This is a genomic window from Flagellimonas ochracea, assembly GCF_009903685.1.
Taxonomy (GTDB): Bacteria; Bacteroidota; Bacteroidia; order Flavobacteriales; family Flavobacteriaceae; genus Flagellimonas; species Flagellimonas ochracea.
In genome coordinates, this window is record NZ_JAAABI010000002.1 from 806,092 (window position 1) to 832,243 (window position 26,152).

A 26,152-nucleotide genomic window follows, 5' to 3' on the forward strand; every position below is an offset into this window, starting at 1 on the left:
TAACTTTTAGGAATCTTCCAGTTGTTTTTTATATCTCGTTTAGGTTTTTTCATCACTTTTGCAGTATTCCCCTTGTCAATAGTTTAAAACAATGAAATCGGTATCGTTTTTCTTTTTTTCGATCCTTTTTTGCGTCATGGTATGGTCCCAAAAAGACCATTACACAGTGGTGGCGGAGCAAGGGGATGGCATATTTTCATTACTGCGGAAACAGGGATTGGACCCTGTTGAACATTACGTTGAATTTGTTGAACTCAACAAGGATGACCTTAGGAAGGGAAGCCAATTACAATTGGGTATGTCCTACAAAGTGCCTTACAGTTTGGATTCCTTCAAAAAAACAGGAGTTCGTGTGGATATGGTTGATGGTACGGAAACATCCCTTTTTGAAAAGGAACTTTCCAAAATGTCTTTGAAGAGCAATAGACTCAAGAATGCTGTGTACTATTTATTGATTGAAAATCACGTCCAAGAAAATTCTGGATTTCTACAGCAGATGACCAAAAAGTTGGCGGCGGACCTTATGGTTCAAGGTGCCCAGATATACGTTTTGGATATGATGAATTCTATTACGGCACAGGAAGACACAGTTGATATTGGCACCGATAAATTGGGCCAGTGTGTCGATGCTGTCAATAAAAGATACCTCAAGCACAATAAAAAATATCAACGGGTGCTTTTGCTTCGTCTAAAGAACGCTGTGGACGATAGTAAAATGAACCTGGCCTTTTCCCATTATCAGAACAGTGGGGATGGACAACGTTTTGCTGATAACCTCCAAGGAGTGTTCAAAAAACATGGAATAAATAAAAGAGGGGAAGAAACAGAGGGCAGTTCCATATTTGAGGACAAAAGCACGTTGTTCCTGGCCAAAAATTTACTTCCAACGGTAACCTTACTCACTTTGGACAATAATTCCGAATCCATAAATGGAGAGCAGTTGCATATTCGTGTGGACAACAAACGTTTTGCCCAATTGTTGGGCAATGGCATCTTGAAAGACTATGCAGACCTTGAGATAGAAGATTGAATGGCATCACTTCCGGTCAGAATGTTTTTTCTATAGTATCGGTAAAGTTCATCCGGTCCCGCTCCCAAATAGTTTTTGAGATGGATCATGGCAAAGTGAAATTGCAATCGTAACAAACCCAGTTCACGATATTTTCTTGCCGAGGTAACCACATAATTTGGCAATACTTTGAATCGTGCATGCTTGTACAATCGACGGATGAATTCCGTGTCCTCATAAATTAGATACGCTTCGTTAAAACCCGTCGTCTGTTTGAAAATGTCCTGCGTAACGAAAAGGGATTGGTCTCCTCCTCGGCAAAGTGAATGGTTTATGCGCGAAAACCATGCAAAAAACCTTAGAAACAGATTCTTCGTATCAAATTGCATTCTAAAACAACCTGTTTCAAAACCGTTTTCTACAGCATTTAGAATCATTTTGTCAAAATGCTCTGGGGGAAAAGTATCCGCATGTAAAAAATACAGGATATCTCCTTGGGCATATTTTGCTCCATGGTTCATCTGTTTTGCCCTGCCCTTTCTTGTCTTTATAACCTTGGCACCGTGGTACTTTGCAATGCCTTGGGTGTGATCTCGACTACCACCATCCACACATAGTATTTCCACAATATTGGATGCCGTAGCATTTTGATTTAGGTGGCTTAGCAAGGTGCCAATGTAATGTTCCTCATTGAGCACTGGGATGATAATGCTTATTTTCTGAGAGTTATTTGGCTTCATTGAGGCTCCAGTCATAATCCAGATAGTCTATATCCACATCCTCAGGTATAGGTTTTTTCAAATAGGAGTTGATAAATCCCAGTAAAGAAGATTTGCCGGTGAAGTCTCCTTTAAACCACTTGAATATTTCGGAGAGGTAGGCCGTGTCCATTTCAAACCGATTGCGTTTCGGGTCGTTAATGAACTCTTCAGCAGCTTTAGAAAGTAGTGCTTCCATGTTTTCTGCGGTAAACGCTATGTTTAGCAGCTTGGGGCATGAAAAAGAGGCACAATTAATGGCAAAATGGATTCTTGGTTCATTCATTTTACGCAGCACCTTGTGCTCAATATCATTTAGTGAGGTAACCTCTTGGCCTACCTTGATCCATTTCTTTTTCCAACGGAAGGGAATATCCTTGATGCTTTCCACGGGGTAATTATCCACAATCAATTTTATAGTGGCCGCATTATACAAGTTGATGAAGTAGGCCAATTTTTCATTTTTGGACCAAATACTGGCCGGAGGGTTTTCAGCGAGATGGGTTAGATAATCTTCTAACTGCGATGGATGCTTTGCGATGTTCTGGTAATCCACATTACCATTGTCATCAACATAATTTCGTAGCATATCATTCCATTGGGTATGGCTTGGTTTTGATAGGGAAACATGGTCTTGTGCCAGAAGATTTTCAGTATTGCCTTTGCATGCAATCAGCAGTAGGCCAAAAAATAGGTACGATATAAAATTCATGTATAATGACTTGGATTCGAAAAGAATAGTCTAAAAAGTGGGTTCAACCTTTCATCACACATCAAAAGTTTTGATAAAATCACCTGATTGAACATGCCCCCGAACTTTTTAGGTGGCTTCTATAAGTCCTTGGAACAACTGTATCATTTTTGGTTCTGTTTGACTAGCTATGGCAATAATTTCTTCAATGTCGATGGGCTCAAGATTGTCCGGATCACATTCATCGGTTAAAACAGAAACGGCCACAACGGGCAGTTTTAGGTGGTTGGCCACAATAACTTCTGGCACGGTGCTCATGCCTACGGCATCTGCCCCCAAAGTCTTCAACATCCTATATTCTGCTTTGGTCTCCAACTGAGGCCCTACCACTGAGGCATATACACCTTTTTGAAGCGATACACCCTCTTTTTTGGCGATGGCTTCGACCTTTTGACGCATTTCCAAATCATAGGGTTCACTCATGTCCACAAACCGCTCCCCAAATTTGGAAACATTTTTGAAGGCGAGTGGGGAACCTCCCTGAAGATTGATGTGATCTTCAATGAGCATGATATCTCCTCTTTTGAAATCGAGGTTGATGGCCCCGGCTGCATTGGAAATGAATAATTTTTTAATCCCCAATTGGTGCATAACTCGAACAGGATAAGTAATGTCAAGAAAATCATATCCCTCATACAGGTGAAACCGGCCTTGCATTACAACCACTTTTTTTCCTGCAATGGTACCGTAAATCAATTTTCCTGAATGAAACTCTACCGTAGCTAAAGGAAAATAGGGGATGTGGTTGTAGTGGGCCACAATGGAATCCTCTATTTTATCGACCAATTGTCCAAGTCCAGTTCCCAGCACAATGCCAAATTCAGGTACATCAAAACCTCTTTTTTTGAGGTAATCAACGGATTCGTCAAGTTGTTTTTTTGTCATTCTTTTATATGTTTTAGAAAGGGCTGGAAAGCCTCAATATCTTTTATGTCTTCGTAAAAGTCCACGTCGTTTTTCTCCGATAGCAAATGTACCATGTGACCATTCATATCCTTTAAAGTGTTGGAAAGAACCCTATCGCCTCCCCAGGATTTATTCATGAACAACTCAGGTTTTAAGGATTTCATCCCCAAGAGATAGTATCCGCCGTCGACCGCAGGCCCGACTACAAAATCGTGGTGTGCAAGACTTTCGAAGGCTTCTTCAATATCTTGTTGGCGAAGGTCGTACATATCACTGCCAATAATAACGATTTTTGCAAAACCGGCATCCAACCCATTCTTGAAGGCGTTCATCATCCGTTCGCCTAAGTCCTGTCCCACTTGAACTCTTTTCTCATAGACCGTGGGATCCCACATATCGTTGTCTTCCACTTTTTCGGAGTAGAAGACCCATTTTGTTGTATTTAGGTCTTTGGTCACGGACACAGTATGTTCCAGAAGAAATTTATATATCTCCAAAGCAGATTCGTCACCCACCTTGGCTGCTAATCGAGTTTTGCACTTTCCCAATTCGGGATTTCTGGTCAATATGATGAGTAGATTATTTTTCAAAAAAATAGTTTGGAACGAAAGATACGCAGAGATTGGTCAAAAAACGGATGTAAAACTTATCATAACAACCTAATTTTATGTTGTTCGTTTGCCCTATTTTTTGCAAATCGTTTGAAAAAAATTACGATTAACGATAATACATTGAAAGTGTAACATAATGTTTATCTTACTCTTACCAATTAACCCATTCCAAGTCAGATGCGAAACAAGTTTTTGTTGATTTTTTTGATCTTGTTTGTTTTTTCATGCAATAACAAGGAAAAAGAGAAGAAAACGAAAAAAAAGCCAATCAAGGCTTTTACGGAACAGTATCGACCACAGTTTCACTTTACACCTAAGGAAAAATGGATGAACGACCCGAATGGATTGGTCTATAATGATGGGATTTATCATTTGTTTTACCAATATTATCCGGATGACATTGTATGGGGTCCCATGCATTGGGGACATGCAATAAGCACGGACATGGTACATTGGGAGCATAAGCCGATAGCCCTCTATCCTGATGAGAATGGACTTATTTTCTCGGGAAGTGCCGTGGTGGACAAAAATAACAGCTCAGGATTTGGAAAAGATGGAGAAGTGCCTTTGGTGGCCATTTATACCTATCATTTAATGGAGGGGGAGAAAGCCGGTAGAAGTGACTTTCAGACCCAAGGAATCGCCTATAGCTTGGACAACGGAGATACTTGGACCAAGTATGAACGGAATCCGGTGATTGGAAATGATGGTATTCGTGATTTTAGGGATCCCAAGGTGTTTTGGCACGAAGAATCCCAAAATTGGATTATGGCCTTGGTCGCAGGAGATCATGCGAAGTTTTATCAATCCAAAAATCTAAAGGATTGGAAATATTTGAGTGATTTTGGCAGATATCAAGGGGCCCATGGTGGGGTTTGGGAATGTCCCGACCTTTTTCCCTTGGGGGTTGATGGAACGGACGAACAAAAATGGGTACTGCTGATCAGCATTAATCCAGGAGCTCCCAATGGGGGTAGTGGCACACAGTACTTCATAGGTGAGTTTGACGGCAAGAAGTTTACCTCAGATCAAAAAGACCCAAAGTGGCTGGACTATGGGACAGATAACTACGCCGGTGTCACCTATAACAATGTGCCTAATGACGACCGCATATTTATAGGATGGATGAGCAATTGGGATTATGCCAGAGATACCCCGACAAAAAAATGGCGAAGCGCAATGACCTTGCCTCGAAAGCTTGCGCTGCAAAAGCATAAGGATGAATATTTGCTTGTCAATTATCCATTGCCTTCGGTTGAAGCATTGGCTTCTTCCACAATGGTAGAAAATGTTACTGTGGCTGCTGGAAAATCACAAACACTGGAAATTGATAGTTTGAATCAGTCCAAGATTCGACTGAAAACAGCTTCTAAGGATTTAAAGCTGATATTCAAGAATAATCTGGATGAAACCCTGGAACTGACCATGGACTCCAAAAGCAAGGCTTTTCTTTTAAATCGGATGAATTCTGGCCAAGTGGCCTTTCAACCAGAATTTGGAAATAAAAAACACCATATGCCGCTCGATTTTCTACCGGACGACCGCTATGAAATGGACATATATTTGGATTGGTCGTCCATAGAGGTTTTTATAGCTCAAGGTCTTTTGGTTATGACAGACCAGATTTTCCCCACGGAACCCTACAACACCTTGATCGTTGAAAATAATGACCAAGAAGACCCCGTTGAAATACTAACGGTGAAGCACATTATGTCCATTTGGCAAGAATAAGCCCGTCCCATTATTTTTTATGGCTTTTGAGTTTAGGGTTACTCATGTAATTTAAGAGCAGAAATAGAGACTAAGTTTGCTGTAACAAAAGATACAATTATGAGAATAGGAATAAACGGAATGGGTCGTATTGGACGTGCGGCACTAAAAGTAATTAATGATACACCAGGGTTGAACGTTGTTGCAGTCAATGACATTGTACCCATAGAAAATACAGCATATCTTCTGAAATATGATACGGTTTATGGTGTTTACGAAAAGGAGGTGTCCCACGAATCTGAAACTTTGCTGGTGGATGGACAAAGAATTCACTATACATCCTTTCGGAACCCTGAAGAATTGCCTTGGAAAGAAGACCAAGTGGATTTGGTGATTGAAAGTACAGGAGTATTTACCAAGGGAGAGGACGCAGAGCGACATTTAAAAGCCGGTGCTAAAACAGTTGTAATTTCTGCACCTACCAAAAGTGTAGATACCCCAACGGTGGTCCATGGTGTAAATTCAGAGGAGGGAACTTCCAATGTATTTTCTTGTGCCAGTTGTACCACAAACAATATATCACCCATTGTGGAGATTTTGGGAAGAAGGATTGGAATAAAAAAAGGCATAATGACTACCATACATGCCTATACTGCATCACAAGGCATTGTGGATGCTCCTTCCAAAAAGAATTTTAGAATGGGAAGAGCGGGTGCGCAAAACCTTATACCTACCACAACAGGTGCGGCAATTGCAACCACAAAGACACTACCACAGTATCAGGGCAAATTTGATGGGGTCGCCGTAAGAGTGCCCGTGCCTGTGGGATCTATATCAGATTTGGTTTTTGTAATGGAAAACAAAGTGACACCGGAAGAGGTGAATGCCATCTTGATGGAAGAGTCGAAAACGGAACGCTATAAAAATGTTTTGGATACCACGGACGAACCCATCGTGTCATCGGATATCATAAAAAGTCCCTATGCGTCCACTGTGGATTTATCCATGACCAAGGTTGTGGACGGTGACCTGTTGAAGGTGATGACCTGGTATGATAATGAATGGGGTTTTACCAATCAAATGATAAGGCAGATTCTTGAAATGAAAGGATAAGGAAATAGTAAAAGGGCGCCAATGAAGGCGCCCTTTTTTTGAGACATGATTAACTACTTCAATTTTTGATTGATGGTAACGTCTGCACTAGGCTAGTTCATATAGAGGTATAAGCTGTTGATAAGTGAGCAGATAGACATTGCTATTACAAAATACCAAAAAAGATAGCCCAATTTTTCTTCTATGGTGTTCATTATGATATAGTGTTTGTTTAGGTTGAGATGAATTTCAATACTCAAAAGTATCGAAAATAGAGGGCCGACAATTTACAATTATGCCTGTGGTAAAGAATGTGATACAATTGGTGCCAAAAGTTTTGTGGATGGCAAAGTATGGCTAACAAAAAAGGATTTCATTTCGAAATCCTTTCTGTACATTAAAAAATCGAAAGTGCATTAAACCAGAGGAGTACCTTTAAGACGTTTCTCAATCTTGCGTTTTTTTTCGGTCAAACGCTTCATGATGTCCATTAGGTTGGCGTCTTTGGTTTTCTTATATATTTCGTTGATGGATAATATGAGCTTCTTTGCTTCTCTTGAAGCGGCAACCCTATCGCTGGTAGACATATGGCTCAATTTTCTATTCTCGAACTCTTGGGCCTTTGCAAGTAAATCCTGAGTCATTTTTGTTTAAAATTAATCTAGATAGGCTAAATATAAGAGTTAGTTTGATATTTAATGCCTATGGTGACATTCGATTTTCATATTTATGAAATTATTAAGAATTTCACTACATATTCATAAGCAAAAAACCCGGCTAAATTGCCAGGTTTTCATTTTATGTGCTACAAGATCACCTCAATTTTTTATACAGTTCCATTTCTTTTCCCCTCGCTCCCGCAAGATTGTATCTTGGGTACCAATTTGCTGTATTAAACCGCTAATAAAATAAGGTAGACTTGAGATTGGTTGACAATTTAGTTGATACTAGAGGGCTATTTCAATCCAAACCATGCCTTTCTTTAACCCGGTTGCCATACTTTCTAGCAATTTGAATATACTCGTTTAGAATGGTTTCTTTGAGGACCTGAGCATCCATGTCATTTCTCGGTATTGGAGCAATTCGTTCCATCTCATACCTAAAGTTGTGTATCATATCCAACAACCTCTTTTCCGCCTGGGTGGGTGTATTGTAAAAGAATTTGTCCTTTATGTCCTCCCTGAAATGGTTATAGTGCCGCTTAAGTTCTTCTCGGCAAAGTTTATGGTATCTATCTTCAAAACTAATGGACATACTCCAAAATTATGGATAATATCCATCATTTTCATATCTTGTTACTGTTAAAACTTATAACTAACTGAAACCAACAACCTCAATCCAATGTGTTACGATGTTAAAGCCCTGTATGAGTCACAATTGAAACGGGCAATGCGCGACGGCGATGAGCACGCCATCCGTGAGATAAAGGAAAAACTTGCTAGGGAGACGGATCTTCCACTGTTCCATGTTTCGGGCTTCCAACATCCAAAAATGTTCATCTATACAAGTGAAAGCCCTTACTATCCCGTGGTATCACAATGGGGTCTCGTTCCGAGTTGGGCAAGGGACAAAAGGACATCTGGAACAAGACACTCAATGCCAGGGGAGAGACGATTTTCGAGAAGAACTCCTTCAAGAAATCCGCACGGGACAAAAGGTGCATAATATGCATAGACGGTTTTTTTGAGCACCACCACCACGGGAAGGAGACCATTCCATATTACATATCGAGAAAAGATGGGCAGCCAATTTCATTGGCGGGACTTTGGAACGAATGGACCGACCCTGAGACGGGAGAGGTGTTGAACACATTTTCCATAGTCACTACGGAGGGCAACCCCATGATGGCCAAAATACACAACAACCCGAAACTGATAGGACCTAGGATGCCAGTTATACTTCCTGATGAATTGGAGGACAAATGGCTCATCGAGGTAAAGGACGAACTTGACATAAAGGAACTGGAGGAACTTTTGAAGCCCTTCCCCGAATCCGAAATAAAAGCACACACTGTTGGGAAACTCAGGGGCAAATATGCTGTTGGAAACCAACAAGAGGCAACGGACTATTTTGAATATGAAGGGGTAAACGAAGAATACTGATGGAATTGTACGATTATTTGGCTCTGGACAACGAGGAACAATGGGACATCCTATGGGACAAAGGAGAGTTCGTGGACACCTTTGTATCATTCGACTGTTGTTATCACTTGTTCTCTGTGAACAAATTCTTCATAGAAGTGGAAATCGAACCTACGAACGGAACCATAATAGGTAAGAGCGAATTTATACATGGCTCCAAGATGAACAAATACACTAGGAGTATGGACTTAAAAAAAGCTCCTTGGGATGACTTCGATAATTAACAATCAGATTTCTCCAAGTTATCGTGATTATTTATATTTTGGGGTTTAATATTTCACGTGCAATCAAGAAATAAATATAGAATATGAAAAGAATACATTTTTTGGTTTGTCTAATACTCGTTATTGGTTGTTCATCTGACAACAATAGTTTCGAAGAGGAATTGGAGAGCATTGATTTTTCTTGCTGTGGTCCTAATCCTTTTGAAGATACCAACGTAGACAATTTAGATCAATCCAGAGGTGAGATTCAATTACAAGGCTTAATCACTCCAAATAATGACGGAATTAATGACTTTTGGATTGTTAACAATCTAGAATTATACGAGAATTTTACTTTACAGATTTTTGATATAAATGGAAATCTTGTTTTTGAGGCTGATGAAAATTCAGAAAATTTCGGATTTACTGAAAGTGATTTTCGAAGCAATAAAAATAGTGTTTTCGAGTACAAATTGGTAATCGTCGACGAAGCAACATACTTAAATCAAGGCTATTTTTGCTCGTTCACTGGGCCTGAAAAAAGATCAGCAGGCAATTGTACTACTGTGTTTAGAGATCCCATTCTGGAATAACAGCGTTTTCAAATGAATTATTCATAATCTTAAATTAAATGGTTCAACCTTACAAACTTGCCACAAGAATCCAAAAAGCTAAAACCTTTCAAGCAGCACTATTTGGCAACTATATCGAGTTCAGTAATGGTACTTATATGAACGAATATGTTGAGAACGAAAGAAAGATATTGGCCATGGGGTATTATGGCGTTGAAGAATACCACTCGAAAGTAAACGAATATTTGAAGTTTTTGGATGAGGTGATTTTAAACTAAAAGTTGTTTGCCAAATATTTGAATTCAAAACAAGCAGAGTCTTTTTTAAACCAATTTTGAAGTATTGAAAAGATATGGTGATATAAATCAATGAGATATCTGAAAATTAAGAAAAAAATTGATTATTATTTTAAAAAAATGTTAAAAACATATTGAAAAACATCTAATGCCATACTTATTGCCGTATAATATTTTGTAAGTCTTTTTGAGCAACATTTCAGAAAATATTTTTTAATCCAATTTAATCCCTTTCTTATGAGAGCACTACCTACTTTTGCGCTTACCCTAGTATTTGTCTTTTTTTCTCTTACAATTTCTTCCAAAGCAAATAATCCAGCTTTGGTCGGACCAGTAATTTCGATTTGTGATTTTGAAGAAAATGACTTAATTGACGTTTTTCAGATTTATTCCGTTAGCCAGCGCGGAAGCAATCTATTATTGAACTTTAAAGGTACTTATAAAGTAAGGGTGCATACTGGTAATACTTATACACCTTATCAAGAGTTGACTACCTTCAATGGTTACAATCTTAGTGTTTTAAAGGGCCAGTGGTGTGAGATCAAATTAAACGGTGTCTGGTCGTTTATGACGGATGCGGATAACCGTTAGCCGATGTTTCAACCTACCTATAATTAAACCTTAAAGGTTAATATTAACCTGGTAACTAAAGAATTGTAACGGTTGAAGGCAATAATATGGAGTGGGTTTTCAAAAATCTACTCCTTTTTTTATTGAAATAAGGTAACAATGAACGTGCGCGATTTGGCTTTTAAATAGACAAACCAAAATCATAAATAGCTATTCCATCTTTCGTTGTTCGCATCATAGACCCTTGTTGGATTATTAATCCACATGATTGCAACAACGAAAATTCACTCTTTTTGAATCCTATATTCTCAAGCCACTCTTCGGTTCTAGTGTGATAGTGATAATCCCATCTTCCACCATTTCCCATTGCCTCTAAAATCTTCAATGCCCTTACCGTAATTGATTCCAAAATCTCCAAAAGATGATTTAATCTTTCATAGTCGTAATGGCCGTTAATATATGCCCTGAAGAGATTACCCATTATTTTTGCTTTAATAGTCTTGTTGAACCTTTCATTATGGACTATTATTAACTCTAGTACTTTGTTCCTAAATTTTGGATTACCTTCAAACTTTGTTTTGAATTTATCTAATTTCTCTGGAGATATTACGCCTGAATGAAATTCACCGAGAAAGGTCAATATATTCCTTATGTGATGTCTTTTGTGTAGTTCCTTTCCAACACTATAGAAAGCCACAGCGGTCTTCACAATCGGTATTTCTTTGATTAAATCATTTTCTAAAATTGTATCAAGACCGACTTCGGCAAAATCTAATGATAAATCCAGACTTGTTTCAAATATCTCCTTCTCAATATTGGCTGGCAATAAATTTTTCTCATCAGTGTGTTCTTCCAAACTTTTCAGATTTATTATTAAGTACTTAGGTCATGATAAAAGTATTAATTTTAATCTGTAAACATTTACCTACAAAGGAAAAAGGAGGATGTAGAAATTTGGAAAAAATCATTAATAATTCTTTCGAAAATAATGGTGCCTGGAATAGCGGCAGCGTTAATAGGAGACCCTGTATATGCCCAGGGGGTTGCCACCTTTACCTTGGAAATTTTAGGACACGCCCAATCAGAGACCAAGATAAAAAGAGTTGAATCATTGTTATTTGGGTTGGAGGAATTGCTAAAAAAACATGACCCAAAATTTGAATTCGAAAAATCGAGTAGCCAAGAGGTCCGGGATTTATTGGAGACTGCAATAATCAATGCAAGTAGGGCAAACACTGAAAGTAAAATTGAAAGATTGCGTAAAGTTGTATTTGGACATATTGTGGATCCCCAACCTTATGATTACACAACCCGGTATTTGGATTTGGGTGTTAGGCTAAATGATGATCAGGTATTGATTTTAAAAATGTTCGTTGAAACAGAGGTTGATCTACATGATCTGAGGGAAAAATTAAAGGATTTGCGAATTATAAGTGAAAACGCGAAAGATGTGGAACTAGCCATGTTTGCATCTGACTCCAAAGCTTCAAGTAAGCAAAAGGAAGTATTTAAGTATAAAAAAGATATACATAAAAAGGAAATGGAGAACACAGAATTTGATTTTGAATCAGTGGTGAATAAACGAAGAAGAATGATAAGTAAGTACCCAGAAGATGAATTCCAATTTCTTTTTAATGACCTTAGAGTATTGGGACTCATTTATAATCCAGCTGAAGGGAGAGCGAGCAATACAGGGGATCAAGCTTACTATCAATGTACTGCATTGGCAAATGGTTTTATGAAATATCTTTCGGAAGATTCTGGTTGAGTAAGACATTAACTGGAATCACCGATTAAACTTTGGGCACTGGGGTTCAATCATGATTTTTTGCCTGAATTCGTACATGCTCTCAATGTGCCTTGAAATGCCGGTTTGAAGTTTAAAATAATTATTGACACCTTTTCTTAAATATGGAACAATTGAGAAACAATTTCGATGCTCGAATATAGTAGATAGCAAAACTCTATCACTAAGAGCGCAAGAGTGACCGATTAGATGAACATCAAAACTTTGGGCTGAAATAAAATTGTTTAGCAATCTTAGATTGTTTGTTCTCGAATACTTGTATGACTTAAAATGTTCTAAATGATCATCACTATTAAGATCTTTCAGTTTGTTGAATTCAGGATGAGTTTCATCGCCATATCCAAAAATGATTGGGTTCATTTCTGAATCAAGTTGGCCATGAACATGAATGATATCTATGTCTTTTCCATTATCACCAAGCAACTGTATTAAATTCGAGGTAGTAGAGGTATAATTGAAATTAAGAACAAGTATTTTTTCAATATTGTAGTTAAAGGGTTCAAATCCAGGATTGGACGGCTCATCAACAAAATTTAAATCTATAGGTTTGAAAAGCTCATTGAATTCAAATGGCTCGTTAACACTCCCCAAACTGTCAATGGATTTTAGATATTCTGTCAAAAGGATTTCTATCGAGTTTAATTCTTTGTTCAATTTTATAACGATCTTTAAACTTGCCTGATGCTTACATAACAGTTCAAAATAGCTCGATTCAAATCCACCCCAATTGCTATTTAATTTACTGACCATGGTTTGCAAAAGGAGCGGCAACGACTTTGATGAATTTGCCTGATTTGCGGCTATAATGGCTTCAAATGTAGGTTTAAGGTTTTTTTTCTGACATCTATCCGGAACGTAAATTCCCATTTTTAAGTCAATTAGCCATAAATCATCTTCATAGCTTCTTTCGTACGTAAGACTCGGAAGCACTTTATTGTTCAAATACCACACCAAAAAGTCTTGATACGTAGTTGGTATACCCAAAGCAATATCAAAACCATTTCCTATAATCGCAAGTCTATTCATTCATTTAAATAATTAGAATATTGTCAACCCTTTTGTCAACCAAAAAACAAAACCCCCACTATCATTGAAGATGTGAGGGTTTGGGGTGGTACCTCCAGGAATCGAACCAGGGACACACGGATTTTCAGTCCGTTGCTCTACCAACTGAGCTAAGGTACCATGCTTTATAATTAAGCGGGTGCAAATATAATTTCAAAAATAGGATATACAAACAAAAACCGGAAAAAAGGCATTGGTTTTTTTCCAAATCTCCATCTTTGCAATATGAACCTGGTCATTGACATAGGCAATACCTTAATCAAGTATGCTGTTTTTAGAAATGGCACGATGCTTTTTTACGACAGCTCGGAATCGGAACTGTTTTTATCCAAAATAAAAGAAATCTTTGACCACTACCCCAACATTGACCATGCCATCATTTCCTCGGTAGGAAAACTGGATAGAAAAGAGCGTGATATCGTGGCCTTATTTAGTAAGGTCCATGTACTTTCCAGTAGTTCGAAGGTACCTTTTAAAAATAGTTATACAACCCCCCATACTTTGGGTATGGACAGGGTGGCCTTGGCCACGGCGGCCTTTTACCATAATCAAAGAGGAAATACCCTTGTCATTGATGCAGGTACCTGCATTACGTATGATATGGTAAACGACAGTGGCGAATATGTCGGAGGGGCCATTTCACCAGGAATCCGAATGCGGTATAGAGCCATGCACAACCAAACGGCAGAACTTCCTATGTTGGAACCTGAAGAATTGCTGGATTTTATTGGAAATTCCACGGCGGCATGCATGCATAGCGGAGTTATCAACGGTGTTTCTACGGAAGTGGACGGGGTAATAGACCAATATCGTTCCCGCTTTCAAGATTTAACAGTTATTTTAACAGGCGGCGACTCCCATTTTTTTGCCAAAAGACTAAAAAACACCATATTTGCGAATTCTAAATTTCTCCTGGAGGGGCTAAATCACTTGCTAGAATACAACAAACGCTAAATGGTTAGGAAATTCATCATTGCATTTTTTTGCGTAGTGGCCCATGGTCTTTTCGCGCAAAATGGTACCATATCACCATATTCATTTTTTGGCATTGGAGATTTAAGGAACAACGGAACGGTAGAAAATCAAATGATGGGGGGAATAAGCATGTATGCAGATAGTATCCACATCAATCTCAATAATCCAGCAGCCTATTCACAACTGAAACTTACCACATACACCGCGGGACTTTCACACACCGAATTTAGATTGAAGGATTTTACCGAAGAACAAAATATTGGTGTGACCAATTTGGATTATCTATCAATTGGTTTTCCTGTTGGTAAAAATGTTGGAATGGGTTTTGGTTTGATGCCTCTTTCCTCGGTAGGCTATAGTTTAAGGCAGGAATCCACCAATACCGATGGTTCCACGGTGACCAATGTTTTTACAGGTGAAGGAGGGCTCAATAGGGTATATGCTTCCATAGGATTTCAACCGATCAAAAACTTGAGTCTAGGAGCCACAATCAATTTCAATTTTGGAAAATTGGAGTATGAGCGCATTCAAAATGTTGAAAACGTCCAGTTTGGTACATTGGACAATAGAGAATCGCGCATTAATGGGTACGATTTCAACTATTCACTAAACTATACACCAACCATAAAAGATAAGTATACGCTTTACACTTCCGTAGTGGTCAACACCCAGGGCAACCTTGTTTCCAAAAACTCGGAGCGTTTGGGTTCTTTTTCTTTGGTGACCGGCGACGAAATAGAGGTTATCGATGTTGATTTGGATGCAAGAAACCTTAGAAACACAGAATTGAAAATACCAACTAGAACAACTGTGGGACTCGGTTTTGGGGAAAATAAAAAGTGGTTCATGGGAGGGGAGTACAGTTTTCAAAACTTTGGGGACTTTGACAATGCTTTTTTGGGGATAGATAATGTAGCCTATAACGATGCGAGTACGTTCGCCTTCGGCACTTATTTTATTCCCGATTACCGTTCACTCTCCAGTTATTTTAAAAGGATTACCTATAGGGCAGGGGTACGGTACGATGTTACAGGTTTGGAAGTGAACAATAAGGAAATAAATAATTTTGGCATAACTTTTGGGTTTGGGTTACCGTTGGGCAACAGTTTTTCCAATCTCAACTTAGGATTTGAGTTGGGCAGAAGAGGAACAACAGATGCCAACTTAATTGAAGAAAGTTATTTTAAAATCAATGTAGGATTGTCTCTAAATGACAGATGGTTTATTAAACGAAGGGTGAATTAACAAGAAAATTTTTTCAAAAATCCTTAAACAACCATTCTTATACATTTCTTTAAGATGTTTTTTTAATGAAAATTTGTACATTAACCACTTTAAAATTAGTAAGATGAAGAAGAAATACTACTTAACGATGATAGCGGCAATCATGTCGGTGGGATTAAGTATGGCTCAAGCACAAAATCCAGAGTGCATGACCAATCTTTCCATTTATGCAGAACACGCAAAGGTTAAAAATTACGATGCAGCCTATGAACCTTGGAAAATGGTCTATGAGAGCTGTCCAGATATTAACAAGGCCAACTTTTCCTACGGGGAGAAGATTTTGGCTCACAAAATCAAAAATTCCTCAGGGGCCGACAAAGATGGATATGTCCAAGACCTTATGGCTTTGTATGACAATAGTCTTAAGTATTTCCCCAATAAATTTTCCAAAGCAGGGGTTGCGATAGACAAAGCACTCCTTTCCTATGATGAAAAAATGGCTTCCGACGAACAGCTTTATACAATGCTGGACAAGGCCTTCAAGGAAGACAGGGTAAATTTCAAAAACCCCAAGGCACTTTACCTCTACTTTTCCAGTTTGGTAGATCTTCACGGAGCAGGCAAAAAAGACCTTCAGGAAGTGTTTGATGTATACGATGACGTAACTGAAAAAGTAGAAGAGGAAAACAAAAAGTTGACCGCTTCCCTTCAAAAGATCTTGGAAAAAGAAGATGCAGGAACTGCACTCACTTCCAAGGAAAAAAGAGGAAAAAAAGTTTATGAGACCAATTCTGAATCGTATGGTAAAATAGCCGCAAGTATCGATTCAAAATTGGGTGCACTTGCCGACTGTGGCAATTTGATTCCTCTTTACGAAAAGAGCTACGAGGCCAAAAAAGGTGACGTAAATTGGGTAAAGCGCGCTGTAGGTAGAATGTTCTCCAAAGAATGTACCGATGACCCGATGTTTAGAAAATTATTTGAAGCACAATTGGCCTTGGAACCTTCAGCCAGTGCCTATATGTATGGTGGGGTATTAAAACAAAAAGCCGGTGACAATAAAGGTGCCATAGCTGACTTTAACAAAGCAGTTGAGTTGGAAACGGACTCCTATAAAAAATCCAACATCCTATACAAAATTGCCACTACAGTGCGCAGAAGCAGCAAGTCTCAGGCTAGAAGCTATGCTCTTAAAGCGGTGGATGCCAACCCGTCCAATGGAAAAGCTTATTTGCTTATCGCAAACCTCTATGCTAGCAGTGCCAATGCATGTGGAAGTACTCCTTTTGAGAAAAGAGCCATTTACTGGAAAGCAGCCGATATGGCCAGAAAAGCCGGTAGGGTAGATCCATCATTGAGCGGTAGGGCCAGTCAGTCCGCAACCAGCTATGCGGCCAAGGCACCTACAAAGGAGATGATTTTCAGCTCTGGAATGGCCGGCAAGACCGTTTCTTTTAACTGTTGGGTTGGAGGTAGCGTAACAGTGCCGAATCTATAATGTGAAACAAACATTTGTACATAACTTAAAGTGTTTTGCCACGGCTTTCGCCGTGGCAATCCTTTTTATATCCTGTGAGGATGACTATAAAAGAGTTGGAGAAGAAGCGGTAAAACCAGTTTTTCCACAAGGCGTGGCCAAAAATTTTACCCTGACCTATACCGAAGCAGTAAAAGAATTGAATACCCAAGACTCTTCTAGATCAAGGGTCATAGCTATATTGACCAGTCCAGTAACCGAGGACTATGACAACCAAAACTTTAAGTTTCGTACCTTTCCAGAAGGTTTGAAAGTGGATTTTTTTGACGAGAATGACCAAAAAAGTGTTATTATCGCCGATTATGGTATTGTGTATTCCCAAACCAATCTCATCGATCTGCAAGGCAATGTGGTTATAGAAAGTCATGATGGAAAAAAATTGGAGACCCCACAACTGTTTTACGATCGAAAAAATAATTGGATTTTCACCGAGGAAACATTCACCTATACAAATCCAGAGGACGGTACGGTTATGGATGGGGAGGGGATGGACTTCAACAAAGATTTTAGTTTCTTTAAAGCCCATAAGACTTATGGCCTAATGACCATAAAAGAAAAAGACTGATATGATCAAAATTTTACGATACACCGAATACCTCTATTTGGCCGTGGCTGTAATATCCATATACAAGATAGCCACACTTTGGAGCGCAGAACCGAAGGAAACCTACATTTTCATCTTTTTTGCCGTAGTTTCCATAGCCATGTTCATCTTCAGAAGAAGATATCGCAAGCGATTTGAACAAAGAAAAAAGGATAATCAACAATAACGTTGGATACCTCCCTGCTCATAATAGTACTTTCTTTGCTGTTTTCAGCATTCTTCTCCGGAATGGAGATCGCTTTCGTTTCTGCAAACAAAATTCATATAGAGATTGAAAAGAAACAAGAAGGTCTCTTGGCCAAAGTGCTTACGTGGCTAACCGAAAAACCCTCCAAATTTATTGCTACCATGCTTATAGGCAATAACGTTGCTCTGGTTATTTATGGGCTGTTCATGGGGGATTTATTAATGGAATGGTTTCAAGAACTCCTTCCCACTGGGTCCCAGTTTTTCGATTCCCTGCTGACGCAGTTCAGTCTGTTGAGCCAAACGCTGATATCTACAATTATAATTTTGCTCACCGCCGAGTTTTTGCCCAAGGTCCTGTTTCAAATTTACTCCAATACCCTTTTAAAGATTTTTGCTGTTCCAGCCTATTTCTTTTATATCCTTTTCTCCTTCATCTCATGGTTTGTTATCAAAGTATCCGATTTTGTCTTGAAAACATTGTTCAAGACCACGGGTGATGAGGTACAGCTCACTTTCACCAAACTGGAATTGGGAGATTATATTACAGAACAAATGGAAACCGTGGAGGAAGAGGACGAAGTGGATTCTGAAATTCAGATTTTTCAAAATGCCCTACAGTTTTCAGCTGTAAAGGCTAGGGAAGTAATGGTACCTCGAACCGAAATCACTGCAGTCGATTTGGATGAAACCCCAAAAAACCTCACCAAATTGTTCACCGAAACCGGATTTTCCAAAATATTGGTGTACAAAGAAAGTATAGACGAGATAATCGGATATGTGCATTCCTACGAGCTTTTTAAAAAGCCCAAAACCATCCGTAGCATCCTGTTGCCGGTTGAGTTCGTACCAGAAACCATGCTCATTCAAGACATTCTAAATGTCCTTACCAAAAAAAGAAAAAGTATAGCCGTTGTTTTAGATGAATATGGAGGAACTTCTGGAATTTTGACCGTGGAAGACATCATAGAAGAACTATTTGGAGAAATAGAGGACGAACACGACAGCACAGACCTTCACGAAGAACAGCTCAGCGAAAATGTTTACAAGTTTTCGGCGCGGTTGGAAGTGGACTACATCAACGAAAACTACAAGTTGGAGCTTCCGGATAGCGAGGAGTACGAAACTTTGGGCGGATTAATCGTAAACGAAACAGGAGAAATCCCGGAACAGGACTCCGAAGTTAAACTGGATAATTTCACCTTTCATATCCTCGAAGTGTCCAATACCAAAATTGACCTGGTCACCGTGCATGTTCATAGCGAGGATTAACAACATCCACAAGCTTTTAAGCTTTCCTATTTGAAAAGAAAATAGTATTTTCGCCCACTGAAATTATAGAAAACACGCAGTAAAATGGCAATATTAGAGAATATTAGAAAACGCACAACAGTGCTTATCCTTATTATAGGTATGGCATTGTTTGCCTTTGTAATATCAGGGGTCTTCACAAGCAACGACTTTGGTGGGGGCAAAGTGGGCTCCGCTGTAGCAGAGATAAATGGAGAAAATATTTCCATTGACGACTTCAGAAAGGAAGTGGAGACCGCTTCCCGCAGATATGGACCCAATTTTTCCTCCATGCAATTGGTGAACACGGTTTATGATCAAGAGGTAAGAAAAGCAATTCTAAACCAACAATTCGAAGATTTGGGCATTGAAGTTGAAAGTGACCAGATCATAGAATTCGTCAAAACTTCGGGGTATGCACAAATCCCAGATTTCCAAGATGAGAATGGAATTTTTAATGAAGAGGTTTTCAAGAGTGCCATTGCTGATTGGAAAGCCAACGATCCCCTGCGCTATGATGCATGGCTACAAGACGAAAAGTCCATCATACAAGCCGCCAAGGAACGTATTTACTTCAATTTGATAAAAGGTGGGGTTGCTGCCACTCTTGCCGAAGGGGAGTTTGATTATAACGCATCCAACAAAAAAGTGGACATCCAATATGTTCGTGTTCCTTATAGCAGTATCCCAGATAGTACCATTCAGGTGTCCAAGAGCGAAATTCAGGCGTATATCAATCAACATAAGGATGATTTTGAGCAGGAAAAGGCCAGAGACATCCGTTTTGTATATTTTGAGGAAAAACCTTCCGCAGAGGATGAAAAGGCAGTAAAAGATGCGGTGGTCTCATTGGTTGGCGATACCGTGGAATATATGGAAGAAAGAAATACAACCGATACTATTTCGGGCTTTAGAAATACGCAGAATATGGAAGCTTTTTTGGATAGAAACTCGGATATAAAGTTCGATACCATTTACAAAGCAAAGAAAGATTTGCCATCCAGTGTGGCGGATACCTTAATGGCTTTGTCCGTGGGAGAGTTACATGGCCCATATCGTGATGGTGACTTCTTCAAGATTTCCAAAATCATGGACAAGAAAAGCAATGGTTCGGTAAAGGCCAGCCACATTCTTTTTGTGTGGGAAGGCGCTGAAAGAGCCAACCCCAACATAACCAGAACCAAAGAGGAAGCAGAGGCAAGAGCAAAGGAAATTTTGGCCGAGGCACAAAAAGCGGATGTAGTGTTTACCACATTGGCGAGAGAAAATTCAGATGGGCCCTCCGCGCCAAGAGGGGGAGACTTGGGTTACTTCCAAGAAGGAGTAATGGCAGATGCCTTCAACGATTTTGCTTTTGGGAATCCTGTAGGAACCATTGGTTTGGTCGAGACCCAATTTGGGTATCACGTAATCAAAATAGACGACAAACAAGATGTTGTTCAGGTGGCTACGTTGGCAAGGGAGGTTGAACCTTCAGAAGAAACCATAAATACGTTGTTCACCGAAGCTACCAAGTTCGAGATGGAAACTTTGGATGCTGAACCAGAGGCTTTCGGAGACATTGCCAAAGACGGAGGCTTTACAGTACGTCCAGTCAACAAGATTAAGGAAATGGATGAAAACTTGCCAGGTCTTGCTTCGCAGCGAAGCGTGGTACAATGGGCTTTCAACGATGACACTAAAGTGGGGGATATTCGAAGATTCAATGTAAACAATGGTTATGCTGTGGTACAGCTGACCAAAAAGTACAAAGAAGGATTGATGACCCCAGAAGAAGCATCGGCGACCGCTTTACCAGAAATTAGAAAGGAAAAGAAAGCAGAACAGATAATCGCGGCCAACCAAAACAAGGATTTGGATGCAATAGCTTCGGATAATAATGTAACTGTGAACAGTGCCTCTGCATTAACCATAAAATCTCCGACAATTCCAGGAGCGGGAAGAGAACCTCTGGTCGTAGGGACGGCATTTGCTTTGGACCAAGAGCAAACATCGGATTTAATTGAAGGTGAGACTGGCGTATTCAAAATAAAGGTCACCAAAAAAGAGGATGCCCCCAAAGTTGAAAATTTTAGCACCTATGCCAACAGCCTTAAAACCAGTGCTGCGAACAGGGTAAACGGTGAAGTTTACAATGCATTGAAAGAAAAAGCGGAGATAGAGGATAAACGAGCTACTTTTTATTAAGAAGTAATTTAGAAAGTTTAAAGCCCCATTTATGGGGCTTTTTTTTTCTCATAAAATCAATTTTGAAAATGGGATTGCGGTATTGAAACCTCTCTTAGAAAAATAACGCAAAGGATTCTCATTTGCCGTAGCCAAAACAAAATCCCCGCCCCAAGCACCAAGACTTTTGATTGCGCCTGGAAAATCTGGGAATAGTAGAGATTTGACGGTAGGTATGCCAAGCACTCTTGAAAGGACATTCTCATGTTCCATCATCAGGGTTTCAAATTCCTCCAGACTTTGAGCGGAAATCATCTTTTTGGTTATTAAAGAAATGTTGTAAACAAGTTGAGCGGTGTCAAATTGCTTTTTTCGATAGTTCGCAATGGCCTCCTTACTACTTTGCTTTTTGTTGAGGTACACAAAATAAAGACCATCCTTAAAAAGGGGTGAAAATGACACTTTTTTCACTATGGGAGTGCTATTCTCCAATTGATAAGTAATCGGGCCATCATTTTGCGCACAGGCAATATCGTATCCACTACCACCAAAGGCATTCCATAATAATTGATAGGCATCAACTTGAGCCCATAGAGCAATATTGTTGATCAGAGTGGAGGACGAACCCAATCCCCATTCCCTCGGGAAGTCGATCTTGGTTTCAATTCGTACACCTTTGGAAGAATAAAGAAAACTTGGATTCTGCGATTTGGCTTCCAACAATAATTTGGTCAAGGCTGCACTAACTGCTTTGTCTGAGGAAGAAATAACGGAAAGGCTTTTTAAGTCAAATCTGCCTTGGAACCATGCGGTGTTTTTTTCATCCAAACTTGTCCATTCCAAAAGGCCTGAGGCCATGGAGGTCACTTTTAGGGATTGTCCATATTTTGTTGGAACGGCCAGACCAAGAGCACCATCCAAAATGGCATACTCTCCAGAAAGCAACAATTTGCCATTGCTGTAAAATTCCCGTTGCATTATTTTGATTGGATTCTTTCTAACGCTTCCTTTACCGAAGCGTTGGTTACAGTGTGGTCTTTAAAATAAGTTACCAATTGCTTTTTTTCATGTTCCGAGGCTCCCAATTGATTCAGCATGTTCAACAAATGCATTTTCATGTGTCCCTTTTGGATACCTGTGGTCACCAGCGAGCGCAGGGCGGCAAAATTTTGTGCCAATCCAGCTACCGCAACAATTTGCATAAGCTCTCGGGCTGTGGGTTCTTGCAATATTTCCAAAGCTAGTTTTACCATGGGGTGCAAAGAAGTCAAACCACCAACTGTACCCAATGCTAGTGGCACCTCAATCCAAAACCTGAAAACGTCATTTTCAATACTGGCATGGGTCAAGCTACTATAATGTCCATCCTTGGCGGCATAAGCGTGTATTCCTGCCTCCACGGCCCTAAAATCATTTCCAGTTGCCAAAACCACGGCGTCTATACCGTTCATAATGCCTTTGTTGTGGGTAACGGCGCGATAGGGTTCCGCTTTGGCAATGTCCACCGCACGCACCAATTTTTGCGCAAAAACCTCCCCAGATATATCACCTTCATCCAAATCCGAAATTTTGCAACTCACCTCGGCCTTTACCAAACAGTTGGGTACATAATTGGATAAAATGCTCATGACCACCTCAAGATCCTTTTCTTCAGTGGTAAATCCTGAATATGAACTGGCTTTTTCCTTTAATGTCTTTGCAAACTGTTCCAAGCAGGAATTGATGAAATTGGCCCCCATCGCATCCAAGGTCTCAAACGTACAATGCAGCTGGTAGTACCCTTGGATTTTTTCGCTAAAATTACGCAAGGCAATCTCTTTGACTCCACCGCCCCTTTTTTCCATCTTTTGGGTTATAGTGGAAACGCTGGCCAAGAGCTGTGGTTTTATTTCCTCAAAAAAAGCTTCCAATTTTTTGTAATCCCCAGTGTATATGAAATGAACTTGACCTACTTTTTCGGTACCTAAAATCTTAGTTTTAAACCCTCCCCGATCCGACCAGAACTTGGCAGCTTTGCTAGCGGCCGCCACCACGGAACTTTCTTCAATGGCCATGGGAATGGCATAAAGCTTTCCATTGATCAAGAAATTGGGAGCTATGGCAAAGGGCAAGTAGTAATTGGATAAGGTGTTTTCTATGAACTCATCGTGCAGTTTTTGCACTGCTTCCTCAGGGTTCCAGTACCGTTCCAACAGCTGTTTGGCAGTTGTGGGATTTTGGGTATAGTTCTTAGTAATCCAATCAATTTTTTCGGCCTTGGTCAGTTTTGAAAATCCTTCTACAGGAGCGTTCATAAAGCTGGGTTAAAGGATTCAAAGATAAGGATATTGCCGATTTGGGCTGTACACTGCAACGCTACAGGTTATTTGCCTGCAATTTTTGTACTGATTATTGTTATAAATATAACAGCAAAGTTTAATTTCTGAATAAATATTAGTAAACTTGATAGTTTTTAATCAATTTTTTACTTCATGAAAAAACAGTTCCTTCTGATTCTGTTTGTTTTCGGATTCCTTACATTTTCATTGGCCCAAAAGAAAAGAATAACCCTAGAAGAAATCTGGGGAGGTGCGTTCAGGACTGAGCAAATGGATGTGCTACGATCTATGAAAAATGGAAAACAGTACACCATACTTAATTTTGGTAGCATACCGCAATCAAGTAGTATTGACAAGTACGACTATGAGTCGTTAGAAAAGGTGGAGACCATTGTTGCTTCCTCAGCCATTGTGCCTTTTTTTACCTCTTACGAATTCAGTGAAGATGAGTCAAAAGTAGTGCTGGCCACCGAAATTGAACCTATATTCCGTCGTTCTCGCTTGGGCATTTACTATGTGTATGATATAGCTTCCAAAAAGCTGATAAAGATATCAGAAACCAAGATTCAAGAGCCCACACTCTCTCCAGATGGTTCAAAAGTGGCTTATGTGCTGAACAACAACTTATATGTATTTGATATCGCTTCCAGAACCACAAAGCAGATTACCACCGATGGCGAAAGGGGAACCATTATCAATGGGGTGACCGACTGGGTATATGAAGAGGAGTTTGCATTTGTTCGGGCTTTTGAATGGAATAACAATGGAACCAAGATTGCTTTCTTACGATTTGATGAGACCGAAGTGCCCCATTTTTCGATGGACGTTTACGGACAGAACCTGTATCCCTTTCAATATGAATTCAAGTATCCCAAGGCAGGGGAAGAAAACGCTAAGGTTACACTCCACGTATACGATGTCGATTCTGGGGAAATTTCCAATGTAGATTTGGGAGGCGCTTACTATATCCCAAGAATAAAATGGATGAACAATCCAGACCATTTGAGCGTTCAAACCATAAATAGACATCAGAATGATTTGAAACTCCATAAGGTGGATGTCAAAGACAATTCGGTGTCCTTGCTTTTGCAGGAGAAAGATGAGGCCTATGTTGACGTGGACGATGACTTGACTTTTTTAGAGAATGACAGTTTTATTTGGACCAGCGAAATGGATGGATACAATCATTTATATCTATATAAAAAGGATGGAAAGCTAAAAAACCAAATAACCCAAGGACCTTGGGAAGTCACAAGTTATTATGGATATGACCAGTCCAAGGACAAGGTTTATTATCAATCTGTGGAAAACGGATCCATTAACAGAGATGTATACAGCATCTCAAGTAATGGTAAAAATAAAGAGAGGCTGAGCAGCAAGACCGGGACCAACTCAGCATCCTTTAGTGCTGATTATACCTATTACATCAATACCTTTTCAAGTGCTACTACTCCCTATGAGTTTACATTGCACAAAGTGGCAAAAGGTAAGCGAATGAAAGATTATAATCAGGATAATGAGTTGATTTCGAAAGGCCGATTGATTAAGGACAATTCGGACTTATTGAATAAGTTGGAAGGGTATGAATTGGTTCCCAAAGAATTTTCCACCATCAACATTGATGGAAATGATTTGAACATGTGGATGATGAAGCCGGCCGACTTCGACCCAAACAAGGAGTATCCTCTGCTTATGTTCCAATATAGCGGTCCAGGCTCTCAGCAGGTGGCGAACAAGTGGTTTGCCAGCAACGATTATTGGCATGAAATGCTGGTTTCCCAAGGCTATATTGTAGTTTGCGTAGATGGCAGGGGAACTGGATATAAAGGGCGTGACTTTAAGAAGGTAACCTACCTGAATTTGGTGAAATTCGAAACCGAAGATCAAATTGCTGCTGCCAAAAAGTTGAGTGAACTGCCCTATGTGGACGAGAAAAGAACCGGTATATGGGGTTGGAGTTTTGGGGGACATATGAGTACCAATTGCTTGTTGAAAGGGAATGATACTTTTGAGATGGCTATTGCCGTGGCACCAGTTACTTCATGGCGTTTCTACGATACCATTTATACAGAACGTTTTCTGCGTACACCTCAAGAAAACCCTGGAGGATATGATAATGAATCTCCTTTTAATTATCCAGAATTGTTGAAGGGTAAATATCTGTTGGTCCACGGGTCAGGAGATGACAATGTACATGTACAGAACTCTATGCGGATGATTGAAGCCCTAGTGCAAGCGAACAAGCAATTTGATTGGGCCATCTATCCCGATAAAAACCATGGTATTTATGGAGGCAATACCCGTTTGCACTTATATACCAAAATGACCAATTTCATCAAGGAAAATTTGTAACCAAACACC

The 26,152-nt window shown here is 39.6% G+C and carries 27 protein-coding genes and 1 tRNA gene; 17 read left to right on the plus strand and 11 right to left on the minus strand.

The genetic code is table 11. From position 1 onward, the window contains the following. The first annotated feature begins 136 nt into the window (after positions 1–136). Positions 137–1,030 carry a hypothetical protein gene (locus GTQ34_RS09260; protein WP_166523490.1) on the plus strand — a complete coding sequence of 298 codons (894 nt, stop codon included), beginning with the start codon at positions 137–139 and terminating at the stop codon, positions 1,028–1,030. On the opposite strand, the gene GTQ34_RS09265 is transcribed toward GTQ34_RS09260, so the two are convergent. The 4 genes from GTQ34_RS09265 to GTQ34_RS09280 form a co-directional block, all read right to left on the minus strand. Next, positions 1,003–1,749: a TIGR04283 family arsenosugar biosynthesis glycosyltransferase gene (locus GTQ34_RS09265; RefSeq protein ID WP_166523491.1), complete on the minus strand. Its 747-nt coding sequence runs from the start codon at positions 1,747–1,749 to the stop codon at positions 1,003–1,005. The genes GTQ34_RS09260 and GTQ34_RS09265 overlap by 28 nt on opposite strands. Further along, complete coding sequence (locus GTQ34_RS09270) at positions 1,736–2,479, minus strand: DUF547 domain-containing protein (protein ID WP_166523492.1); 744 nt, start codon at positions 2,477–2,479, stop codon at positions 1,736–1,738. The genes GTQ34_RS09265 and GTQ34_RS09270 overlap by 14 nt, the downstream gene beginning before the upstream one ends. A 108-nt stretch (positions 2,480–2,587) precedes the next feature. Continuing rightward, a complete protein-coding gene (locus GTQ34_RS09275) occupies positions 2,588–3,403 on the minus strand; it encodes a purine-nucleoside phosphorylase (RefSeq protein WP_166523493.1) in 816 nt (271 codons plus the stop codon). Further along, complete coding sequence (locus GTQ34_RS09280) at positions 3,400–4,014, minus strand: TIGR04282 family arsenosugar biosynthesis glycosyltransferase (RefSeq protein WP_166523494.1); 615 nt, start codon at positions 4,012–4,014, stop codon at positions 3,400–3,402. Before GTQ34_RS09280 ends, GTQ34_RS09275 begins: the two co-directional genes overlap by 4 nt. Before the next feature lie 198 nt (positions 4,015–4,212). Here GTQ34_RS09280 and GTQ34_RS09285 point away from each other — a divergent pair, with 198 nt between their 5' ends. Further along, positions 4,213–5,766 carry a glycoside hydrolase family 32 protein gene (locus GTQ34_RS09285; protein ID WP_166523495.1) on the plus strand — a complete coding sequence of 518 codons (1,554 nt, stop codon included), beginning with the start codon at positions 4,213–4,215 and terminating at the stop codon, positions 5,764–5,766. 99 nt (positions 5,767–5,865) lie between these two features. Continuing rightward, positions 5,866–6,858, plus strand: coding sequence for a type I glyceraldehyde-3-phosphate dehydrogenase (gene gap / locus GTQ34_RS09290; RefSeq protein WP_208103866.1), 993 nt, complete (start codon positions 5,866–5,868; stop codon positions 6,856–6,858). 395 nt (positions 6,859–7,253) lie between these two features. Here the strand turns inward: gap and GTQ34_RS09295 are convergent, their stop codons facing one another. Then, positions 7,254–7,481, minus strand: coding sequence for a hypothetical protein (locus GTQ34_RS09295; protein WP_166523496.1), 228 nt, complete (start codon positions 7,479–7,481; stop codon positions 7,254–7,256). A gap of 316 nt (positions 7,482–7,797) precedes the next feature. Further along, the gene (locus GTQ34_RS09300; RefSeq protein WP_166523497.1) at positions 7,798–8,091 is read right to left on the minus strand and encodes a hypothetical protein; all 294 of its coding nucleotides are present in this window, start codon (positions 8,089–8,091) and stop codon (positions 7,798–7,800) included. 284 nt (positions 8,092–8,375) lie between these two features. Here GTQ34_RS09300 and GTQ34_RS09305 point away from each other — a divergent pair, with 284 nt between their 5' ends. The 5 genes from GTQ34_RS09305 (at position 8,376) to GTQ34_RS09325 (ending at position 10,640) form a co-directional block, all read left to right on the plus strand. After that, positions 8,376–8,939 (plus strand): SOS response-associated peptidase, encoded by a 564-nt coding sequence (locus GTQ34_RS09305; protein WP_235915000.1) that lies wholly within the window; start codon positions 8,376–8,378, stop codon positions 8,937–8,939. Further along, positions 8,939–9,202, plus strand: coding sequence for a hypothetical protein (locus GTQ34_RS09310; protein WP_166523498.1), 264 nt, complete (start codon positions 8,939–8,941; stop codon positions 9,200–9,202). Before GTQ34_RS09305 ends, GTQ34_RS09310 begins: the two co-directional genes overlap by 1 nt. Positions 9,203–9,285: 83 nt before the next feature. Then, a complete protein-coding gene (locus GTQ34_RS09315) occupies positions 9,286–9,774 on the plus strand; it encodes a T9SS type B sorting domain-containing protein (RefSeq protein WP_166523499.1) in 489 nt (162 codons plus the stop codon). Between the two features lie 38 nt (positions 9,775–9,812). After that, complete coding sequence (locus tag GTQ34_RS09320; protein ID WP_166523500.1) at positions 9,813–10,031, plus strand: hypothetical protein; 219 nt, start codon at positions 9,813–9,815, stop codon at positions 10,029–10,031. Between the two features lie 255 nt (positions 10,032–10,286). After that, positions 10,287–10,640 (plus strand): hypothetical protein, encoded by a 354-nt coding sequence (locus GTQ34_RS09325; protein ID WP_166523501.1) that lies wholly within the window; start codon positions 10,287–10,289, stop codon positions 10,638–10,640. Positions 10,641–10,800: 160 nt separating this feature from the next. Here the strand turns inward: GTQ34_RS09325 and GTQ34_RS09330 are convergent, their stop codons facing one another. After that, the gene (locus GTQ34_RS09330) at positions 10,801–11,475 is read right to left on the minus strand and encodes a hypothetical protein (RefSeq protein WP_166523502.1); all 675 of its coding nucleotides are present in this window, start codon (positions 11,473–11,475) and stop codon (positions 10,801–10,803) included. Positions 11,476–11,607: 132 nt separating this feature from the next. Between GTQ34_RS09330 and GTQ34_RS09335 the strand changes: the two genes are divergently transcribed. Next, complete coding sequence (locus GTQ34_RS09335) at positions 11,608–12,387, plus strand: hypothetical protein (RefSeq protein ID WP_166523503.1); 780 nt, start codon at positions 11,608–11,610, stop codon at positions 12,385–12,387. 18 nt (positions 12,388–12,405) lie between these two features. Here the strand turns inward: GTQ34_RS09335 and GTQ34_RS09340 are convergent, their stop codons facing one another. Together GTQ34_RS09340 and GTQ34_RS09345 are read right to left on the minus strand one after the other, a co-directional pair. Next, positions 12,406–13,452, minus strand: a complete 1,047-nt coding sequence (locus GTQ34_RS09340) for an AbiH family protein (RefSeq protein WP_166523504.1) — start codon at positions 13,450–13,452, stop codon at positions 12,406–12,408. 86 nt (positions 13,453–13,538) lie between these two features. Further along, positions 13,539–13,611, minus strand: a tRNA-Phe gene (locus GTQ34_RS09345). A gap of 105 nt (positions 13,612–13,716) precedes the next feature. On the opposite strand from GTQ34_RS09345, the gene GTQ34_RS09350 reads away from it, so the two are divergent. The 7 genes from GTQ34_RS09350 (at position 13,717) to GTQ34_RS09380 (ending at position 21,494) form a co-directional block, all read left to right on the plus strand. Continuing rightward, positions 13,717–14,445 (plus strand): type III pantothenate kinase, encoded by a 729-nt coding sequence (locus tag GTQ34_RS09350; RefSeq protein ID WP_166523505.1) that lies wholly within the window; start codon positions 13,717–13,719, stop codon positions 14,443–14,445. Further along, complete coding sequence (locus GTQ34_RS09355; RefSeq protein ID WP_166523506.1) at positions 14,446–15,711, plus strand: BamG family beta-barrel-assembly machinery protein; 1,266 nt, start codon at positions 14,446–14,448, stop codon at positions 15,709–15,711. It abuts the gene before it with no gap. Positions 15,712–15,814: 103 nt separating this feature from the next. Continuing rightward, a complete protein-coding gene (locus tag GTQ34_RS09360; RefSeq protein WP_166523507.1) occupies positions 15,815–17,188 on the plus strand; it encodes a hypothetical protein in 1,374 nt (457 codons plus the stop codon). Position 17,189: 1 nt separating this feature from the next. Further along, entirely contained in the window at positions 17,190–17,792 is a 603-nt protein-coding gene (lptC, locus tag GTQ34_RS09365) for an LPS export ABC transporter periplasmic protein LptC (RefSeq protein WP_166523508.1), read from the plus strand. Position 17,793: 1 nt separating this feature from the next. Next, the gene (locus GTQ34_RS09370) at positions 17,794–17,997 is read left to right on the plus strand and encodes a hypothetical protein (RefSeq protein WP_166523509.1); all 204 of its coding nucleotides are present in this window, start codon (positions 17,794–17,796) and stop codon (positions 17,995–17,997) included. Between the two features lie 2 nt (positions 17,998–17,999). After that, positions 18,000–19,289: a hemolysin family protein gene (locus GTQ34_RS09375; RefSeq protein WP_166523510.1), complete on the plus strand. Its 1,290-nt coding sequence runs from the start codon at positions 18,000–18,002 to the stop codon at positions 19,287–19,289. An 84-nt stretch (positions 19,290–19,373) separates the two neighbouring features. Then, positions 19,374–21,494, plus strand: coding sequence for a peptidylprolyl isomerase (locus tag GTQ34_RS09380; protein WP_166523511.1), 2,121 nt, complete (start codon positions 19,374–19,376; stop codon positions 21,492–21,494). Positions 21,495–21,542: 48 nt separating this feature from the next. Here the strand turns inward: GTQ34_RS09380 and GTQ34_RS09385 are convergent, their stop codons facing one another. Both GTQ34_RS09385 and GTQ34_RS09390 read right to left on the minus strand, forming a co-directional pair. Continuing rightward, complete coding sequence (locus GTQ34_RS09385; protein ID WP_166523512.1) at positions 21,543–22,451, minus strand: GYDIA family GHMP kinase; 909 nt, start codon at positions 22,449–22,451, stop codon at positions 21,543–21,545. Further along, a complete protein-coding gene (locus GTQ34_RS09390) occupies positions 22,451–23,767 on the minus strand; it encodes a hydroxymethylglutaryl-CoA reductase, degradative (RefSeq protein ID WP_166523513.1) in 1,317 nt (438 codons plus the stop codon). The genes GTQ34_RS09385 and GTQ34_RS09390 overlap by 1 nt, the downstream gene beginning before the upstream one ends. A gap of 177 nt (positions 23,768–23,944) precedes the next feature. Between GTQ34_RS09390 and GTQ34_RS09395 the strand changes: the two genes are divergently transcribed. After that, entirely contained in the window at positions 23,945–26,143 is a 2,199-nt protein-coding gene (locus GTQ34_RS09395) for a S9 family peptidase (RefSeq protein ID WP_166523514.1), read from the plus strand. The last annotated feature ends 9 nt before the right edge of the window (positions 26,144–26,152 follow it).

What these genes read in the sequence shown, in the direction of transcription:
- GTQ34_RS09395 (WP_166523514.1), top strand. Translation starts at nt 23,945, where the DNA reads ATGAAAAAACAGTTCCTTCTGATTCTGTTTGTTTTCGGATTCCTTACA.
- GTQ34_RS09350 (WP_166523505.1), top strand. Translation starts at nt 13,717, where the DNA reads ATGAACCTGGTCATTGACATAGGCAATACCTTAATCAAGTATGCTGTT.
- GTQ34_RS09265 (WP_166523491.1), bottom strand. Translation starts at nt 1,749, where the DNA reads ATGAAGCCAAATAACTCTCAGAAAATAAGCATTATCATCCCAGTGCTC.
- GTQ34_RS09305 (WP_235915000.1), top strand. Translation starts at nt 8,376, where the DNA reads ATGGGGTCTCGTTCCGAGTTGGGCAAGGGACAAAAGGACATCTGGAAC.
- GTQ34_RS09320 (WP_166523500.1), top strand. Translation starts at nt 9,813, where the DNA reads ATGGTTCAACCTTACAAACTTGCCACAAGAATCCAAAAAGCTAAAACC.
- GTQ34_RS09340 (WP_166523504.1), bottom strand. Translation starts at nt 13,452, where the DNA reads ATGAATAGACTTGCGATTATAGGAAATGGTTTTGATATTGCTTTGGGT.
- GTQ34_RS09260 (WP_166523490.1), top strand. Translation starts at nt 137, where the DNA reads ATGGTATGGTCCCAAAAAGACCATTACACAGTGGTGGCGGAGCAAGGG.
- GTQ34_RS09380 (WP_166523511.1), top strand. Translation starts at nt 19,374, where the DNA reads ATGGCAATATTAGAGAATATTAGAAAACGCACAACAGTGCTTATCCTT.
- GTQ34_RS09295 (WP_166523496.1), bottom strand. Translation starts at nt 7,481, where the DNA reads ATGACTCAGGATTTACTTGCAAAGGCCCAAGAGTTCGAGAATAGAAAA.
- gap (WP_208103866.1), top strand. Translation starts at nt 5,866, where the DNA reads ATGAGAATAGGAATAAACGGAATGGGTCGTATTGGACGTGCGGCACTA.
- GTQ34_RS09355 (WP_166523506.1), top strand. Translation starts at nt 14,446, where the DNA reads ATGGTTAGGAAATTCATCATTGCATTTTTTTGCGTAGTGGCCCATGGT.
- GTQ34_RS09385 (WP_166523512.1), bottom strand. Translation starts at nt 22,451, where the DNA reads ATGCAACGGGAATTTTACAGCAATGGCAAATTGTTGCTTTCTGGAGAG.
- GTQ34_RS09300 (WP_166523497.1), bottom strand. Translation starts at nt 8,091, where the DNA reads ATGTCCATTAGTTTTGAAGATAGATACCATAAACTTTGCCGAGAAGAA.
- GTQ34_RS09275 (WP_166523493.1), bottom strand. Translation starts at nt 3,403, where the DNA reads ATGACAAAAAAACAACTTGACGAATCCGTTGATTACCTCAAAAAAAGA.
- GTQ34_RS09390 (WP_166523513.1), bottom strand. Translation starts at nt 23,767, where the DNA reads ATGAACGCTCCTGTAGAAGGATTTTCAAAACTGACCAAGGCCGAAAAA.
- GTQ34_RS09325 (WP_166523501.1), top strand. Translation starts at nt 10,287, where the DNA reads ATGAGAGCACTACCTACTTTTGCGCTTACCCTAGTATTTGTCTTTTTT.
- GTQ34_RS09285 (WP_166523495.1), top strand. Translation starts at nt 4,213, where the DNA reads ATGCGAAACAAGTTTTTGTTGATTTTTTTGATCTTGTTTGTTTTTTCA.
- GTQ34_RS09360 (WP_166523507.1), top strand. Translation starts at nt 15,815, where the DNA reads ATGAAGAAGAAATACTACTTAACGATGATAGCGGCAATCATGTCGGTG.
- GTQ34_RS09335 (WP_166523503.1), top strand. Translation starts at nt 11,608, where the DNA reads ATGGTGCCTGGAATAGCGGCAGCGTTAATAGGAGACCCTGTATATGCC.
- GTQ34_RS09270 (WP_166523492.1), bottom strand. Translation starts at nt 2,479, where the DNA reads ATGAATTTTATATCGTACCTATTTTTTGGCCTACTGCTGATTGCATGC.
- GTQ34_RS09370 (WP_166523509.1), top strand. Translation starts at nt 17,794, where the DNA reads ATGATCAAAATTTTACGATACACCGAATACCTCTATTTGGCCGTGGCT.
- GTQ34_RS09315 (WP_166523499.1), top strand. Translation starts at nt 9,286, where the DNA reads ATGAAAAGAATACATTTTTTGGTTTGTCTAATACTCGTTATTGGTTGT.
- GTQ34_RS09310 (WP_166523498.1), top strand. Translation starts at nt 8,939, where the DNA reads ATGGAATTGTACGATTATTTGGCTCTGGACAACGAGGAACAATGGGAC.